We start from the raw sequence: 17,203 nt of genomic DNA on the forward strand, positions 1-17,203 counted from the left end.
AGTTGTAAAGACATTCTTAGAATTAAAAACTTTAACCTCTTTTTTGGCATCTTGGTTATGCCCTACTTCCTCATAAAGCCAAATGGTCATTGAAACCATACCATTCTTTACTTCTGATAAAAAACGCTTCAAAGAAGGAACATTGCTTCCTGTGGGGCCAAACCAAATACGATTATCATTCAATAATTCAAAGAATTTTTTTTTATTCATAGCCCAACTTCTACCATTAGGAGGCATTACCTTGCGTCCAGAAGGTGTGATGATTTCATAAATGTCCTTAGGTGTTACTCTTTTCACGGATAAATCTCCCGATTTCCAAGGACCACGAGGATCATTATCAGGATTTTTATAGCGCGCATCCATATCGTTTGAACGAGGAAGCAATTGAGGGCGCCAAATCGTTTTATCTTTGGCATAAACCATTATAAAATCATGGTTATCGGAAAGCCACTTTGTATCATTCTGTGGGGCATATTTCTTTTGCCAAATTATATTGTTGATGAAATTTTGGCGACCAAAAATTTCATCCATCATCACTTTTAGATAGGCTTGTTCATCATCATCAATGGAAATCCAAATACTTCCATCTTCCGCCAGTAAACGATGTAACAATTCTAGCCTGTCTCTCATAAGACTGAGCCATAGGGAATGCTCCAAACCATCTTCATAATGTTCAAAGACATTGCCTGTATTATAAGGCGGATCGATATAGATACACTTTACCTTCCCCATATATTCTTGTTCCAGCGCTTTGAGCGCGAACAAATTATCACCAAAAATGAGTTTATTATCAAAAATATCTTGAGTAGATACTTGGTGCGGAGCGTGATAAGATTTTTCAAGATCTTCCAATAAAATACGAGGTTCCAGTTTGGGGCGTTTTTCTTTTCCAATCCAGTTAAGTTCTAATTTTTGTTTATTATAACTCATGCGATCGCCCTTAAATTTAAACGCTTGTGAAAAGTAAACAGCTTATTCATGAATGGCTAGATTAGAGTCTCTTAACAATACTTTTAGTACCATCCGACAGCAATTTGAGCTTCTTCTGACATACAATCAGGTGTCCATGGTGGATCAAAAGTCATAGTGACTTCAACATACGAAACCCCTTCAACTGCACTAACTGCATTTTCTACCCACCCCGGCATTTCACCTGCAACAGGACATCCCGGTGCTGTAAGAGTCATTTCAATTTTTACTGAACGATCATCTTCAATATCAATACGATAAATCAGTCCTAGCTCATAAATATCAGCAGGAATCTCTGGGTCATAAACTGTTTTGAGAGCAGCAATAATATCATTTGTCATACGATCAATTTCGTCTGCTGGAATTGCTGATATGTAAGATTTTTTATTTTCGCTTACAGTTTCAACGGATTCTGTAGAATGACGCTCTTCAATTGATTCAGCCATTAAAAAATGTCCTTGTTTCTTGCAATGCTTCTACTAATTGATCTATATCCTCTTGAGTGTTATACATGGCTAACGATACGCGGCAAATAGATGCTAGACCAAAGCGCTGTAATAAAGGCTGAGCACAATGAGTTCCGGCGCGGATTGCAACTCCTCTTCTATCAATAAACATAGCGATATCATGGGCGTGAATCCCTTCAATTGTAAATGATATAATAGCTCCTTTATTGGGAGAATGACCATAAATACGCAATGACTCAACCATTTTAAGTTTTTCCTGCGCATAAGCTAAAAGAGACCTCTCATGGGCATGAATCGTGCTACAACCTTTCTCTTGTATATAATCAATAGCCGCTGCTAATCCAATAGATTCAACGATAGGAGGAGTGCCTGCTTCAAAACGGTAAGGAGGAGCATTATAAAAAACCTTATCGATTGTTACCTCCTCGATCATTTCCCCTCCCCCTTGAAAAGGACGCATTTCTTCTAATCTATCTTCTTTACCATACAGAACACCAATACCAGTGGGTCCATAAAGCTTATGACCTGTAAAGACATACCAATCACAATCGAGATCTTGCACATCAACGGTTAAATGTACTGCCCCTTGAGAACCATCAACAAGAACCGGAATAGAATTTTGATGTGCTCGCTTAATAATCTCTTTAACAGGAGGCACAGTTCCTAATATATTGGACATATGCGTTATAGCAACAAGCCGCGTTTTTTCGCTTAAAGACTTTTGGAAATCTTCAATGTGCAGAACACCATTTTCATCGACAGGAACAAAAATAAGTTTAACACCTTTTTGTTCCCGAAGAAAATGCCAAGGAATAATATTTGAATGATGTTCCATAATCGTTAGAACAATCTCATCACCTTCCTTGAGTTTAGGCATAGCCCAACCATAAGCAACAGTATTAATAGCTTCTGTTGCATTTTTCGTAAAAACAATCTCCTCCGCTTTTTGTGCATTTAGAAAAACACGAACGGTTTCACGAGAATTTTCATAGGATTGCGTTGCTGCATTGGCTAAAAAGTACATTCCCCTATGCACATTAGCATAACTATAGTGATAATAATTATTCATTGCACTGAGTACTGATTGTGGTTTTTGGGCAGAAGCAGCACTATCAAGATAGGCTAATCGCTTTCCATAAACTTGATGGTGCAAAAGAGGAAAATCACGCCGAATTTCTTCTACATTATAAGTAAATGTTTGTACGTTATTTTCCATTTTTTCCACCTTAAACATTTTTTTCAAGCCATTTACCAATGATATTCTCCAAAATAATCTGAATATTATCTTGCTTGATGTCATCAATAAGCTCAGAGATAAATCCTTTAATTAAAAGTGCACGAGCCGTTTTAAATGGAATACCGCGCGCCATGAGATAAAAAAGATAATCATGATTAATATTAGCAACTGTTGCACCATGACCGCATGCAACATCATCAGCAAAAATCTCTAATTCAGGCTTTGCATTAAATTCTGCATCATCTGAAAGAATAAGGCTATTACAAGCCATGCGTGCATCTGTTTTTTGCGCTTTTTGAGAAACACGTATTATTCCTTGGAAAACACCAACAGCCTTATCTGTAACCACATTGCGTATAATTTCGGTTGATGTTGATTTTTCTTCCACGTGACGAACAGTCATTGTAAGATCACTATGTGTTTGTCCTGATAATAAATTTATGACGCGTAATTGAAAGTCAGATTCTTCTCCCTGTAATTCAATATCGATTTCTTGGCGATTTAATTGACTCCCTATATTAATGACATAAAGTGATAACTTCGCTCTTTGATCAAGAACAGCACAAAATCGACCAAATTGTGTAGAATTAAAATCACGATTGCGAATGAGAATCCACGTAACATCACTATCAGCAGCAACATTTAATGAAAATATTGAACTGACAAAGGTATCTTTATCATTGCCAACCTGATGTTCAATAAACATAACTTGACTATTTTTATCAACTTTTATATCCGAAAAAATATGAGATTGTCCCCCCATTTGTATATTTTGTAACTCAATGGGGATATTTAACTTTGTATTTTCAGGGATGTGAAAAAGCCAACCATCTGTAACAAAAGCTGTATTTAACTGTCCAATAAAATCTTCATCAGAAATGTTTTGATTTATCTGTACAGAATTATCTTCTAATGCATCTGAAAGGCGTTTTACTGCAATATTGTCTATCTTTGACTCTATCGATGTTTTTCCATTGTTTATGGAGAAAACAGCACTTTCTGAAAGCAATGCATCAACCAATTGATTGTCTTGAACTTTTGAAAAATTGCTAATAGACTTCAGTAAGGTACGCAGATTGGTATAATGCCAACTTTCGATTTTACGGGAAGGAAGCCGTGTCGTTTGAAACTGCTCAATAGTTTTCTTGCGGATTTCCTGTACAGCTTTATCACCAGGTAAGTGGTTTACATACTGATTAAAATTACTGAGTATATTTTCTTCAACCGCTAACAAGTTTTGCTGTGCATTCATATTTAATAACCTCAAACCGCTTCCCTAATAAGATCAGCATACCCATTTTGCTCTAAATAAAGTGCTAAGGATTTATCACCGCTTTTGATAATTTGTCCTTTATAAAGAACATGTACCGTATCAGGAATAATATAATTAAGCAGCCGTTGATAATGGGTAATCACCAAAAATGAACGTTTTGAATCGCGAAGTTTATTAACACCATCTGCAACAATTTTTAGCGCATCAATATCTAAACCAGAATCCGTTTCATCTAAAATGCAAAGTGTAGGCTCAAGAAGTGCCATTTGTAAAATTTCAGCGCGTTTTTTTTCTCCACCTGAAAAACCTACATTTAATGGACGCTTTAGCATATCCATATCTATTTCAAGTTTGGCTGAAACTTCTTTAACACATTTTATAAATTCAGGAATTTTAAGTTCTTCGTCACCTCGCGCTTTGCGTTGAGAATTCATCGCAACTTTTAAAAATTCCATTGTTGCTACCCCTGGTATTTCCATTGGATATTGAAATGCAAGAAAAACACCATATGCAGCACGTTCTGCTGGATCCATTTCTAAAAGTGATTGTCCATTATAGAGAATATCTCCTTCTGTTATTTGATAATCATCACGACCAGCAAGCAAATAAGATAAAGTTGATTTTCCGGCTCCATTTTGTCCCATGATAGCGGCAACTTCTCCGTCTTGAACTGTCAAGTTTAAACCACGAATAATTTCTGTATCGGTTTCAGCAATACGGGCGTGCAAATTTTTGATCTCTAACATCATTTAATCCTGTTTTGGCTGTTTTTCAGATATCAATGCGTATTATTTTACCTTAGCATCCATCTACTTTTGTAATTACCATAGAGGTCATTTTTAGCATTATGTGCTACCGTTACAGCCTTGTTACATAAAGTCTTCTATTTATCTCATTAAATAAAATTATCCAACACTACCTTCAAGGCTAATACCAATAAGCTTTTGCGCTTCGACAGCAAATTCCATGGGAAGTTTTTGAATGACCTCTTTTACAAAACCATTTACAATTAATGCGATAGCTTCTTCTTCAGGAATTCCTCTTTGCATAACATAAAAAAGTTGGTCATCGGAAATTTTTGATGTTGTGGCTTCATGTTCAAACTGAACTGTTGCATTTTTTGCTTCAATATAAGGAACTGTATGCGCACCACAATCATTCCCGATTAACAAACTATCACATTGCGTAAAGTTACGCGCATTTTGTGCTTTTCTATGCGCTGTAACTTGTCCTCGATACGTGTTATTTGAAAAACCAGCAGAAATGCCTTTGGAAATAATACGACTGGATGTATTTTTTCCTAAATGAATCATTTTTGTACCGGAATCAATTTGTTGATGACCGTTTGCAACAGCAATAGAATAAAATTCTCCACGCGCGTTCTCACCGCGCAGTAAGCAGGATGGATATTTCCAAGTAATCGCAGAACCGGTCTCAACTTGTGTCCATGAAATCTTAGAGTTATCACCTCGACAATCTCCACGCTTCGTCACAAAATTATAAATACCGCCCTTTCCATCTTTATCGCCAGGATACCAGTTTTGTACTGTAGAATATTTAATCTCTGCATTTTCAAGCGCAATAAGCTCAACAACAGCAGCATGAAGTTGGTTTTCATCACGTTGGGGTGCTGTACACCCTTCAAGATAAGAAACATAGGAATCTTCAGCGGCGATAATCAATGTTCGTTCAAATTGGCCAGTGTTGCGTTCATTAATCCTAAAATAAGTTGAAAGCTCCATAGGACAACGAACCCCTTTGGGAATATAAACAAATGAACCATCTGTAAAGACAGCTGCATTTAAAGCCGCATAATAATTATCACTTATAGGTACAACTGTTCCTAAATATTCTTTAATAAGCTCAGAATGTTCAATAATCGCCTCTGAAATAGAACAAAAAATCACACCAGCACGTGCCAGCTCTTTTTTGAATGTTGTTACAACAGAAACAGAATCAAAGACTGCATCAACAGCCACCTGCCCCGATACAGACATACTGTCATCAAAAGTGGAGGGATCAGACTGTTTTCTTACTCCTGCCAAAATCTCTTGTTCTTTAAGAGGAATGCCAAGTTTTTCGTACGTTGCTAATAACTCAGGATCCACTTCATCCAAAGATTTTGGTCCTGTATGATTTTTTGGAGCAGCATAATAATAAAGCTCCTGAAAATCAATTTTAGGATATTCAAGACGCGCCCAATGAGGCTCTTGCATTGTCAGCCAACGGCGGTAAGCTTTTAAGCGCCATGTTAGCATCCATTCAGGCTCATTTTTTTTAACGGAAATAAATTTGATAATATCCTCATTTAAGCCTTTTGGAGCTTTATCGGTTTCAATATTGGTTTCAAAACCATATTTATATTGGTCAACATCTATTTCACGTACTTGGCGTATCGTTTCTTGTACTGCCGGCATAAATTTTCTCCATTTTTTGGCGTCAAAAACCGGTAACTAAAGTCTTGTTTTTTACAAGATTAAAGTAAGCAAGTTATCTCCTAGGCTATAGGTAAAGTGCAAAAATTTCAATCAAACTTATTTTATTTTTAAAATAATTCTAATTTTTATAACTTTCTGATGATAAATCTTCTCCTTTTTTCCTGCTTATAATTTGAGAAAAAAACGACAGAAAATCATCAATATCTTCAGAAGTTGTACCACGCCCTAGCGAAATGCGAATGGCACCATTTGGAACATGATACCCCATTGCCTCCAACACTTTGCTTTGTTTTACTTTTCCCGAAGAACAGGCAGAACCAGCTGATACAGAAAACCCTTCTAAATCAAAAGCAATTTGCATCGTTTCAGCTTTTATATTTTTCACGGTAAAGTAAGTTGTATTTGGCAAACGTTGAACTCTTTTACCAAAAATTTCAACATTTCTACTTATTTTTTGTAGTCCATCTTCTAATTTATTGCGTAAATATATTAATTGTTTTCTTTCTTCTTGCGTGAAACAATCAGCCATTGCTGCCCCAAAAGCAGCAATAAGGGGCAATGCTTCTGTTCCTCCCCGTAAACCTTTTTCCTGTCCTCCCCCGACAATAAGAGGATGTGGAGTGAGAAGATTACCACATGAAACAAAAGCACCTATCCCTTTAGGCCCGCCAATTTTATGGGCAGACAGTATAAAAAAGTCTCCTCCTAACTGATGAATATCAACAAAATTTTTATCTACATATTGTGTCAAATCAACAACAAGAGTGCCTCCTAAATCGCGAACAACAGCAGCTATTTCTTTTAATGGTTGAACAACACCAGTTTCACTATTTGCAGCTTGAATAGCAACAAGAGGTAAACCTTTTGTTTTATCGTGAGCCGCTAAGAGTGATGTTAATTTATCTTGTTGAATGAGCCCATCTTGATCAACAGCAATGACGCTTATCAACTCTTTAGAAAAACGCCCTCCCTCTGCAACAGAGGGATGTTCAGTCGCTCCAAGGTAAAGATGAGAAAATTTAACTTTTGCTTTCCCAATATTGTAAAAGGGTGTTAACAAAGTCATTGCAGCTTCACTCGCACCAGAGGTAAATATCACGTGATCTGGATCTGTTTTAAGATTTTCAGCGATTTGCCGACGGGCCTTTTGCAACAAAGTTTTAGCCGCACGCCCTTCCTTATGAACCGATGATGGATTACCAAATATCTCTAAAGATTCTAGTAGCGCCATCCGTGCCACTTTTTTGAGTGGTGTTGTTGCGTTATGATCAAAATATCGGCGTTTTATAACCATTTTACATCGCAATCATTAATCTTATGAATTGATTAAAAAAATAGCGCAATTTTCTTGAAAAGTGCACTAAAAAAAGAATATCTAATAATTATTTAAGAGATTCTATGGTAAAAGTCGACCAGGGTCAAAGAGAGCCTTTTATTGCATTAAGGAGCATTTTATGCCAGAAATTATTTTTAACGGTCCTGCGGGTCGGCTCGAAGGGCGTTATCAACCTTCACAACAAAAAAATGCACCCATTGCGATCATTTTGCATCCTCATCCCCAATTTGGTGGAACTATGAATCATAAAATTGTCTATGACCTCTTTTATATGTTCCAACAACGTGGCTTTACAACTTTACGTTTTAACTTTCGTGGTATTGGTCGTAGTCAGGGTGAATTTGATTATGGAATAGGAGAACTTTCAGATGCTGCTGCTGCTCTGGATTGGGTGCAAACACAACATCCAGACTCTAAAAATTGTTGGGTAGCAGGATACTCATTTGGAGCATGGATTGGTATGCAGCTTTTAATGCGCCGACCGGAAATTGAGGGATTTATCTCAGTTGCTCCTCAGCCTAATGTTTATGACTTTTCATTTCTTGCACCTTGTCCATCTTCTGGACTTATCATTCATGGCGGTATCGATAAAGTTGCCCCTCCAAAAGATGTTCAAATACTTGTCGATAAATTAAAAACACAAAAAGGTATCATCATCACACAAGAAATATTGGAAGAGGCTAATCACTTTTTCAGTGGATGTCATGAAGAACTTATTGAGCGATGTGCCCACTATTTGGATAACCATATCTCCAATGAACTTCTCGCTCCTCCTTCTGAAGTACTTTCACTAACTTAGGAAAATACGATAGATTTATAAAAAATTAGCAAAAATCGTCCCTGATCATAACAAAGTATTTTTTCAGTCTATATTAAAACTTTTCTAAATTTTATTTCAGGATAGAAATGAGAGTAACAGAATACCTTTTTTCTATTACTAAGAAGGCTCTTTTTTAGCGTAAAAAAGAAATAATACCTGTGTTATTATCTTTATACTACCAATATGTCTCTTTCTCTTGTGAGGTGTGCGTCAGTTATGATAGATAACACATTAATAACTTATTATATAATCGCCTGTTATATATAATAAATGCACTCTTAAATTAGGAAATTAAATCTGTGTTTGCCTTTAAATCTGATTTTTTACATATTATGAGCGAACGTGGTTTTATCCACCAAATTTCAGATGAAAAAGGCTTAGATGATCTTTTTTCAAAAGAAACTGTAAGCGCTTATACTGGATTTGATCCAACAGCATCGAGTTTACATGCTGGAAGTCTTCTTCAGATTATGATGCTTTATTGGTTACAAAAAACGGGTCATCGCCCCATTGCTTTAATGGGTGGAGGGACCGGATTGATTGGTGATCCTTCCTTCAAAGACGAAGCGCGACGCCTTCTGACACAAGATGATATTGCTGCAAATATTGATGGTATTAAAAAGGTATTTGCTAACTATTTGACATTCGGTGACCGAGAAACCGATGCTTGTATTGTGAATAATGCTGAATGGTTATGCAATTTAAACTACTTAGAATTTTTGCGTGATGTAGGAAAGCATTTTTCTGTCAACCGTATGTTGTCATTTGATTCTGTCAGACTCAGACTTGAGCGTGAGCACTCTTTGTCATTCTTAGAGTTTAATTATATGATTCTGCAAGCTTATGACTTTGTTGAACTTTATAAACGTTATGGGTTGCGTATGCAAATGGGCGGCTCTGATCAGTGGGGCAACATTATTAACGGAATTGAATTAGGGCATCGTTTAGGAACACCGCAATTATATGCGTTAACATCACCATTGCTGACAACCTCTTCCGGTGCCAAAATGGGTAAATCATTGAATGGGGCTGTATGGCTGAATGCGGATAAGCTTTCACCTTATCAATTTTGGCAATACTGGCGCAATACAGAAGATGCTGATGTAACACGATTTCTAAAGCTCTATACTCCATTACCGATGGATGAGATTCTTAAACTTTCTCTATTACAAGGAACTGAAATTAACGAAGCAAAAAAAATTCTTGCAACAGAAATTACAGCAATGTTGCATGGACGCGCTCTTGCCGATGAAGCTGCAGAAACGGCTCGCAAAACGTTTGAAGAAAAAACTCTGGGAGAAAATCTTCCAACTGTTGAAATTAATTCCTCAAAATTAAAAAAAGGTGTTGGATTACTCACTCTTTTAGTACAAGCAGGACTTGCTAAATCTAATAGTGAGGCACGCCGACACGTTCAAGGTGGGGGCGTACGTGTTAATGATCAAATTATTGAGGATGAAACACACCTTATTATTGAAAAAGATGTGACAGCAGAAGGAATCATTAAACTTTCTTTCGGAAAGAAAAAACATATTTTGATCAAACCGCTATAATCTATTGATTTCTCATTCATTCTATATTTATATCCATGATATTGATCTTTCTTACGCTTTCTTCCCTCATTTTTTAATTTAATTCTTATGACAGAATAATTTTATATGATGGCGAAAAAGTCTTTAAAATAATTCTATTTTAGAGAGTTGAAACTTTATTCCTTCTCTGTATGCTAGTGATTCATCTTTGCGCTTAAAAAGAAAGATAAAAAAATGATAAACTCAATGAAAGGTACTCTTGCTCCTGATTTTAATTTACCACGCGATGGAGGAGAGACAGTATGTCTTTCTGACTTTAAAGGAAAAACTGTTGTTTTATATTTTTATCCCAAAGATGATACCAGTGGATGCACAAGCGAAGCGCTTGATTTTACAAAATTAAAGACAAAATTTGATGAAATTGGTGTTGTTGTTATTGGAATCTCTCCAGATAATGTAAAAAAACATGATAAATTTAAAGTAAAACATGAACTTGATGTTATCTTGGTTTCTGATGAAGAAAAAAGGACCCTTGAAGCTTATGGTGTTTGGGTGGAGAAAAGTATGTATGGACGCAAATATATGGGTGTTGAACGGAGCACTTTTTTAATTGATGCACATGGAATAATAACAGAAGAATGGCGCAAAGTAAGTGTATCTGGACATGCTGAGAATGTTTTAGCTGCTGCAACACTTTTACATAGTAATGGTGACTTGTAAAGAGAATGCTTGATTTATCTTAAAAAGCAAAAGTTTTCCTTCCCAATTGATATTAATTTTTCCAATGGTTTCAATTTTTATAATATATTGCTTTATAAGAACAACTGATTATTCTACATTTAAATTATCCTCCTGAATATCGTAAATTCTTCTTATTTTGAATGAATCAAAATCAATTCACTTGCATCCGTCATAGTGCAGCAGCATGTTTGAGACAACGATTGAAACGAAATGAGAGCTTTGTAAGCAGCGCCAGCTTTTGTATGCCAAATAAGAGCAAGATATTGTGTATCTCTGTTTGTGTAATCTCTGAAACGGAAATACAGCCTAATTGTGGGAGAATTAAAGCCGTAAAGATAAAAACCATTTGCCACCTTTGCCATCATTCTTTAGTTCGGTTTTACAACTTTCAAAAGTCTCTAGAGCAATATCTTTTAAATAATGGAGATTGCTTATTATCTCACGCTTTTGTTTATTGCGTTCTTTAATAGGATCACGCCCCTCACGTAAAACAGAAGCGCCATTAGGGTGCACATTCACAAGCTTGTTTTAAAGAGACATCTGCCTCCAAAATCCATTTCACGACGACACCTCGTGAATGGTATAATGATAAATCTCCCATGAAATAATAAAAAATCCATTGAGCACCCCCATCTTTACGCTTGTGAAGAAACAAGCCGGCACCATCACACACTTTGCCAGCTCGTGGATGATTGAGATCGCTCCTAGTACTTAAGACAGTTCATAAGAGCCATTTTGAGTCCTTTTTTCTATAATTTTTATCCACACACTCATCCCGTTTGTTATGTGCAAGTAGTGATTTTGATTGATTCAACATAAACAAGTTTGAAATGAAAGAATCTTACGATATGCGGGATTCTCATTCAATAGGCAAAACAGTGAATTATCATTATAAATCAATTCGTTTATATAGCAGGATTGGCGTGTGAGAAAAAACTTGAAGAAAGGAAAAAAGAGAATACCTCTTTGAACCTCTCAAGTATCAAGAGCTACCGTAAATCACAACCTCAGTAAAATGAACAACTTAAGAAACAAATTTGCATCCTTGAAGGATGATATATAATTAATTAATATCTTCAATTTCTTTATCTTGTCCATAAATGCGTCGAGCAAGCGCTGCTTCTATAAATACATCTAAGTTACCATTAAGTACAGATTGTGGATCAGTATTTTCAATTCCTGTACGCAAATCTTTGACAAGCTGATAGGGTTGAAGAACATAAGATCTAATTTGATGTCCCCATCCGATTTCTGTTTTAGAAGATTCAGCAGCATTGGTTTCTTCTTCTCTTTTTTTAAGCTCTTCTTCATAAAGCCGTGCACGCAACATCGACCAAGCCGTAGCGCGATTTTTATGTTGAGAACGCTCTGTTTGACATTGAACAACAATACCCGTTTTTATATGTGTGATGCGAACGGCAGAATCTGTCGTATTAACATGTTGCCCTCCTGCTCCTGATGCACGATATGTATCAATCCGCACATCTGCCTCTGAAACATCAACCTCAATATTATCATCAATAACCGGATAAACCCAAATGCTTGCAAAAGAGGTATGGCGCTTTGCATTCGAATCAAACGGGGAAATCCGCACTAAGCGATGAACGCCTGATTCTGTTTTTAACATTCCATAAGCATTATGCCCTTTTACAAGAATAGTCGCTGACTTTATTCCTGCTTCTTCTCCATCATGAATTTCTAAAACTTCAACCTTCATTGCATGCTGTTCAGCCCAGCGCATATACATGCGTAAGAGCATAGAAGCCCAATCTTGGCTCTCAGTTCCCCCTGCCCCAGCATGAACTTCTAAATAGGTATCATTTGGATCCGCCTCTCCTGAAAGAAGCACATCAATTTGCTTTTTATCTATCTCACTTTTAAGATTACGTATTGAATTTTCTGCTTCAGCGATAATTTCAACATCACTTTCTTCTTCGCCCATCGCGATAAGCTCAATGCATTCTTCAAGAGTTTTTGTAAATGATAAAAGGCCATTAATTGAATCATCAAGACGTTGACGCTCACGCATCATATCCTGTGCTCGTTGCGCATCATCCCATAAGGATGGATCTTCCGCTTTTTGATTAAGATATTCGAGACGTTTTAGTGATTGATCCCAGTCAAAGATGCCCCCTTAGCAATTGAATTGCTTTCTGGATTTCATCAACTAATATTTCTATTTCTGCTCGCATAATTTAACACCGTATTTTTTAATACTCTTTCTGGTTATGTCTCTTAGCATTTTATACAAATTTAAAAGCAGCTATCAGAAAATAGTAGGGTTTTATCATTCTATTTACGGAACCGACATTGTAAAAAATAGATAAAAACCATAACTCATGGCAAAAAAATTTATCGATTAATACAGCCCACCCGTCCCACTTTCAAGAGCTTTATTGACTTGTGGAGAAGTGGTTACTGCAGGAACACCTTCTTGAAAAGAATTCGTACTCCCAATGACTTGATAGATATCAGCAGGACCAGTCCCTGGTTTAAATGCTTCTATAATGACATCTTGATCTCCTCTTTCGGCAAGCATTCCTGTTTTTCGATTAATTGGCATTAAAATCATACCCTTTGGCATCTTAAAGGGAACATCTGGCTTCCCTTTAAGAGCATCTACCATAAAATCACCAAAAATAGGTGCAGCTAATGAACTTCCTGTTCCATTATATCCTAACGGAGCTGGTTGATCATAACCGACAAAAATACCAACGACAATGTCAGGAGTAAATCCCATAAACCAGACATCCTTAGAGTCATTGGTTGTTCCTGTTTTAGCGGCAATATGTCGATTAAGATAACGTAAACGTGCCGCAGTACCACGCTGAACAACCCCTTCCATCATCGATGTAATTTGATAAACCGTCATAGGGTCAAGAACTTGATCTCGCTCATCAATCAATGTGGGCTCACTTTGATTATTCCATGAATTCGTATTACAATTTTCGCAAATACGATCATCATGACGATAAATTGTCTTCCCATAACGATCTTGAATTCTGTCTATCAGAGAAGGTTTAATAGAGCGTCCGCCATTGGCAATAACGGAATAAGCTGTAACCATCCGTAATACTGTTGTTTCACCAGCCCCTAAAGCCATGGGAAGATAAGGCTGCAATTTATCTACCACCCCAAAACGTTCTGCATATTCAGCGACAAGAGGCATTCCCATATCATTGGCAAGCCGTATTGTCATAAGATTACGAGAATGCTCAATACCGTAACGCAACGTTGAAGGTCCTGCAAAGGTACCACCATAATTTTTGGGTTGCCAAACTTCACCATTATATTGACGAACTTCTATGGGGCCATCTAAAACAACGGATGCTGGTGTATATCCGTTATCAAGAGCTGCTGCATAAACAAAAGGCTTAAAAGCAGACCCCGGTTGGCGGTAAGCTTGGGTTGCACGATTGAATTCAGATTCGGCAAAAGAAAATCCTCCCACCATAGCAAGAACACGCCCTGTATGAGGTTCCATAGCAACAATTGCACCTTCAACCTTTGGAATTTGTTGTAAACGATAAGTGTTGTTTGTATTGGATAGTTTTTCAACAAAAATGACATCCCCAACTTGCAGAACATGAGATAAGTTCTGAACAGTTTTTCGATAACCATTTTCTTTTACAACATGGAGAGCCCATTTTGAATCAGCTTCAGATAAAACAGCAATTTCCCGTTTTTGGGATAATATACCTGAAGCTTCGTGCTGTGGCTGTAAACCAATCTCTACTTTGTTGGGATTAGTAGAAAGAACAACAGCTAAACGCCATTCAGGAACATCACTTAGCCCTGTGATATTTGCAAGTTCTGTCCCCCAATCACCTTTCTCATCAATATGCGCATAAGCTCCACGCCATCCTTGCGCATGATCAAATCTAATTAATCCATTGTGCAAAGCACGTCGTGCAATAAGTTGTAAATGCGGATCAAGCGTTGTACGAATGGAAAGCCCACCTTCATAAAGTGTTTTAGCCCCATAGCGATGTATTAAACGACGCCGCACTTCTTCAGTAAAATAATCAGCCGCAAAAACATAGCTGTCACTCCCACGTATTGTCGCTCCTAAAGGTTTAGCTTTCGCTTTTTCACCTTGTTCACGCGTTACATATCCATTTGCAATCATACGGTCTATAACCCAATTACGCCGTTCAATAGCACGTTGTGTATTCTTAAATGGATCATAATTTGCTGGTCCTTTTGGAAGAGCAGCCAAATAAGCACATTGTTCTAGCGTCAGATCATTAACGGATTTATTAAAATAAGTCAAAGAAGCTGCTGCTATACCATAAGTGCCACGACCCAGATAAATTTCATTGAGGTAAAGCTCGAGAATATGATCTTTTGAATAAGTTTTCTCAATACGCATTGCTAAAATAGCTTCCTTAAATTTACGTTCTAACGTTGTTTCTGAACTTAAAAGGAAGTTTTTAGCGACTTGTTGCGTTATAGTTGATGCACCCTCTGGACGTCTTCCAGAACCAATATTACGAATATTATTGATCAAAGCGCGAGAAAGCCCTTCGGGATCTAAACCAAAATGATGATAAAAATTCTTGTCTTCAGCCGAAACAAAAGCATCTATAACAAGCTTTGGTATTGATTGAATCGGCAAATAAAGACGGTGTTTTGTTGCAAACTCTGCCATAAGACGACCATCAGAAGCATGGACGCGGGTCATTACTGGCGGCTCATAAAGTGAAAGAACTTCATAATCAGGAAGCGCATTTGCTTGACCACTGGTCATAACACCCCACATTATTGCACCACAAAGTCCAATAGCAACAAAAAAACGAAGAAGATATCTTAAAAAAATCATCATAAAAACGGCTATCGCTTTCTTAAGAATTAATCAAAGAAAAAAATACGTTACTTCAAACACACCATGTGGATATCACCACAAGATTGAGATCAAGAGAAATTGTTCTCTATCTTTCATTTATACTAGAGTACACTAGAAACCCTTACTGATACTCTATTTTCTCACAAATTTAAATAGGCTGTATCATTTTCTGCCTATAATCAGCAAATTGACGAATAGAATGAGCAATAGAGGCTGCCATTTGTTTTCTCCAATGAGGATCATTTAATAACTTTTCGTCCTCTTTATTGGATAAATAACCTATCTCTATCAAGACTGAGGGTATATCTGAAGCTCTTAAAACTTGAAAATTAGCGTACCGATGTGGGTTATTAATCAAGTTAATATGATTCTTTGATAAACTTGAAATAACACTATTTGCAAAATTAACCGAAAATGTATGTGTTTCACGTCGTGTAAGATCCATCAAAATATCTGTAACTTCAAGCGTTTCATCTGCAGGCAAACCATCAAGCAAATCAACTTTATTTTCATTTTCAGCTAAAGATTTTGCAATGGCATCAGAGGCTTTGTCTGATATGGTATACACTGTGGCACCGCGAAGAGAATGTAGATCAATCGTATCTGCGTGAATAGATATAAAAAGATCAGCATCAAACTCTTGCGCTTTTTTAACTCTTTCACTTAGTCTTAAAAAAATATTGGAATCTCGTGTTAAAGCAACGGTAATATGAGAATCCTTTTGTAATTCGTCTCGCAATGCACGCGCAAAGTCTAAAGTCACATCTTTTTCTAAAATTCCAGTAACACCCCGTGCACCACCATCAATACCACCATGACCAGGATCAAGAACAACACGGAAATTATATGCTGGCATTAACTGTGTTTTTGTATCAAAATTGCTTCTTTGCTGTTTTTTTAATATCTCATCAAATTTTTCTTGTGTACTTTTACGAATATCAATCAGCAACTGCCATAAACCATTATTTAATTTTTTTACGACATTTTTTTCAACCACAAAAGCCGTTTTACTTGTCAAAATAATGCGTGAAGTCTGTATGTCAGAGAAAGCATAACGCACATCTGAAAGCATAACGGATAATGTATTCCGTTTCTTTAAAGGCGTATTTTGCATCGAAAAGTCAATTGTAGGTAAATTGATAACCAAACGTGCGGGCCTGTCCAAAATCTGTAAACGAACATTTGGTTTTGAATTAAAAACCGCAATAATACGCGTATGAACACTATCACCAATGGTTCGAAAATTAATAAGTCTCAGAGGATCTGCGGCTTGAACACTAGTTTGGAGTAGCAAAAAAGATAATAAAAAGTATGTGACGAGCACAATAACATCCCCATAAGCTGTTTTCAGCTTTTTGGTAAAAAAAACTTTTATCATAAGCAAAATACTCTACGTTACCTTTGTAATAATTTATCTTGGTTACATAAAACAATACACCAATTTATCTCTATTTTTCAATAAAAGCTAAATAAACACCTCAAAATGGAATTAAGGTCATAAAGATATTATAATTATACATGATTTACATTGTTACTTGCCAAAT

General features: G+C 36.6%; 13 protein-coding genes and 1 pseudogene. 3 read left to right on the top strand and 11 right to left on the bottom strand.

Going from position 1 to position 17,203, the window contains the following annotated elements; all coding sequences use genetic code 11:
* From ACFIMW_RS04640 to ACFIMW_RS04670, 7 genes are all read right to left on the bottom strand, one after another.
* On the bottom strand, window positions 1–930 hold a 930-nt coding region (locus ACFIMW_RS04640; protein ID WP_375608369.1), incomplete at its 3' end, for a site-specific DNA-methyltransferase.
* 83 nt (window positions 931–1,013) lie between these two features.
* Window positions 1,014–1,415, bottom strand: coding sequence for an SUF system Fe-S cluster assembly protein (locus ACFIMW_RS04645; protein WP_273787976.1), 402 nt, complete (start codon window positions 1,413–1,415; stop codon window positions 1,014–1,016).
* A complete protein-coding gene (locus ACFIMW_RS04650; RefSeq protein WP_375608370.1) occupies window positions 1,408–2,652 on the bottom strand; it encodes a cysteine desulfurase in 1,245 nt (414 codons plus the stop codon). The genes ACFIMW_RS04645 and ACFIMW_RS04650 overlap by 8 nt, the downstream gene beginning before the upstream one ends.
* Window positions 2,653–2,662: 10 nt before the next feature.
* Window positions 2,663–3,925, bottom strand: coding sequence for a Fe-S cluster assembly protein SufD (gene sufD, locus ACFIMW_RS04655; protein WP_375608371.1), 1,263 nt, complete (start codon window positions 3,923–3,925; stop codon window positions 2,663–2,665).
* 11 nt (window positions 3,926–3,936) lie between these two features.
* Window positions 3,937–4,692, bottom strand: coding sequence for a Fe-S cluster assembly ATPase SufC (gene sufC / locus ACFIMW_RS04660; RefSeq protein ID WP_375606924.1), 756 nt, complete (start codon window positions 4,690–4,692; stop codon window positions 3,937–3,939).
* A 159-nt stretch (window positions 4,693–4,851) separates the two neighbouring features.
* Entirely contained in the window at window positions 4,852–6,363 is a 1,512-nt protein-coding gene (sufB, locus tag ACFIMW_RS04665; RefSeq protein ID WP_375608372.1) for a Fe-S cluster assembly protein SufB, read from the bottom strand.
* Window positions 6,364–6,502: 139 nt separating this feature from the next.
* Window positions 6,503–7,678, bottom strand: coding sequence for a cysteine desulfurase family protein (locus ACFIMW_RS04670; protein ID WP_375608373.1), 1,176 nt, complete (start codon window positions 7,676–7,678; stop codon window positions 6,503–6,505).
* 160 nt (window positions 7,679–7,838) lie between these two features.
* On the opposite strand from ACFIMW_RS04670, the gene ACFIMW_RS04675 reads away from it, so the two are divergent.
* The 3 genes from ACFIMW_RS04675 (at window position 7,839) to ACFIMW_RS04685 (ending at window position 10,792) form a co-directional block, all read left to right on the top strand.
* The gene (locus ACFIMW_RS04675; protein WP_375606855.1) at window positions 7,839–8,519 is read left to right on the top strand and encodes an alpha/beta hydrolase; all 681 of its coding nucleotides are present in this window, start codon (window positions 7,839–7,841) and stop codon (window positions 8,517–8,519) included.
* Between the two features lie 320 nt (window positions 8,520–8,839).
* The gene (gene tyrS, locus ACFIMW_RS04680) at window positions 8,840–10,093 is read left to right on the top strand and encodes a tyrosine--tRNA ligase (protein ID WP_375606854.1); all 1,254 of its coding nucleotides are present in this window, start codon (window positions 8,840–8,842) and stop codon (window positions 10,091–10,093) included.
* A 213-nt stretch (window positions 10,094–10,306) separates the two neighbouring features.
* Complete coding sequence (locus tag ACFIMW_RS04685) at window positions 10,307–10,792, top strand: peroxiredoxin (protein ID WP_375608374.1); 486 nt, start codon at window positions 10,307–10,309, stop codon at window positions 10,790–10,792.
* Window positions 10,793–10,985: 193 nt separating this feature from the next.
* Here ACFIMW_RS04685 and ACFIMW_RS04690 read toward each other — a convergent pair.
* The 4 genes and pseudogenes from ACFIMW_RS04690 to ACFIMW_RS04705 all read right to left on the bottom strand — a co-directional run.
* Window positions 10,986–11,414, bottom strand: a pseudogene (locus tag ACFIMW_RS04690) (hypothetical protein); the annotation flags it as partial.
* A 462-nt stretch (window positions 11,415–11,876) separates the two neighbouring features.
* Window positions 11,877–13,005, bottom strand: a protein-coding gene (gene prfB / locus ACFIMW_RS04695) for a peptide chain release factor 2 (protein WP_375608375.1) whose coding sequence is annotated in 2 segments (ribosomal slippage) — window positions 11,877–12,935 and window positions 12,937–13,005 — 1,128 coding nt in all. Because the reading frame shifts where the segments join, the coding sequence is not laid out codon by codon here.
* A 167-nt stretch (window positions 13,006–13,172) separates the two neighbouring features.
* Window positions 13,173–15,638, bottom strand: a complete 2,466-nt coding sequence (locus ACFIMW_RS04700) for a penicillin-binding protein 1A (protein ID WP_375608376.1) — start codon at window positions 15,636–15,638, stop codon at window positions 13,173–13,175.
* Between the two features lie 169 nt (window positions 15,639–15,807).
* Window positions 15,808–17,037, bottom strand: coding sequence for an N-acetylmuramoyl-L-alanine amidase (locus ACFIMW_RS04705; protein ID WP_375608377.1), 1,230 nt, complete (start codon window positions 17,035–17,037; stop codon window positions 15,808–15,810).
* Window positions 17,038–17,203: the final 166 nt, after the last annotated feature.

Origin of the sequence: Bartonella sp. AC329YNZD (assembly GCF_042196685.1) — a bacterium.
Taxonomy (GTDB): domain Bacteria; phylum Pseudomonadota; class Alphaproteobacteria; order Rhizobiales; family Rhizobiaceae; genus Bartonella.

Coding starts and splice junctions, on each gene's coding strand:
- ACFIMW_RS04645 (WP_273787976.1), bottom strand. CDS start 1,415: ATGGCTGAATCAATTGAAGAGCGTCATTCTACAGAATCCGTTGAAACT.
- ACFIMW_RS04650 (WP_375608370.1), bottom strand. CDS start 2,652: ATGGAAAATAACGTACAAACATTTACTTATAATGTAGAAGAAATTCGG.
- sufD (WP_375608371.1), bottom strand. CDS start 3,925: ATGAATGCACAGCAAAACTTGTTAGCGGTTGAAGAAAATATACTCAGT.
- sufC (WP_375606924.1), bottom strand. CDS start 4,692: ATGTTAGAGATCAAAAATTTGCACGCCCGTATTGCTGAAACCGATACA.
- sufB (WP_375608372.1), bottom strand. CDS start 6,363: ATGCCGGCAGTACAAGAAACGATACGCCAAGTACGTGAAATAGATGTT.
- ACFIMW_RS04670 (WP_375608373.1), bottom strand. CDS start 7,678: ATGGTTATAAAACGCCGATATTTTGATCATAACGCAACAACACCACTC.
- ACFIMW_RS04675 (WP_375606855.1), top strand. CDS start 7,839: ATGCCAGAAATTATTTTTAACGGTCCTGCGGGTCGGCTCGAAGGGCGT.
- ACFIMW_RS04685 (WP_375608374.1), top strand. CDS start 10,307: ATGATAAACTCAATGAAAGGTACTCTTGCTCCTGATTTTAATTTACCA.
- ACFIMW_RS04700 (WP_375608376.1), bottom strand. CDS start 15,638: ATGATGATTTTTTTAAGATATCTTCTTCGTTTTTTTGTTGCTATTGGA.
- ACFIMW_RS04705 (WP_375608377.1), bottom strand. CDS start 17,037: ATGATAAAAGTTTTTTTTACCAAAAAGCTGAAAACAGCTTATGGGGAT.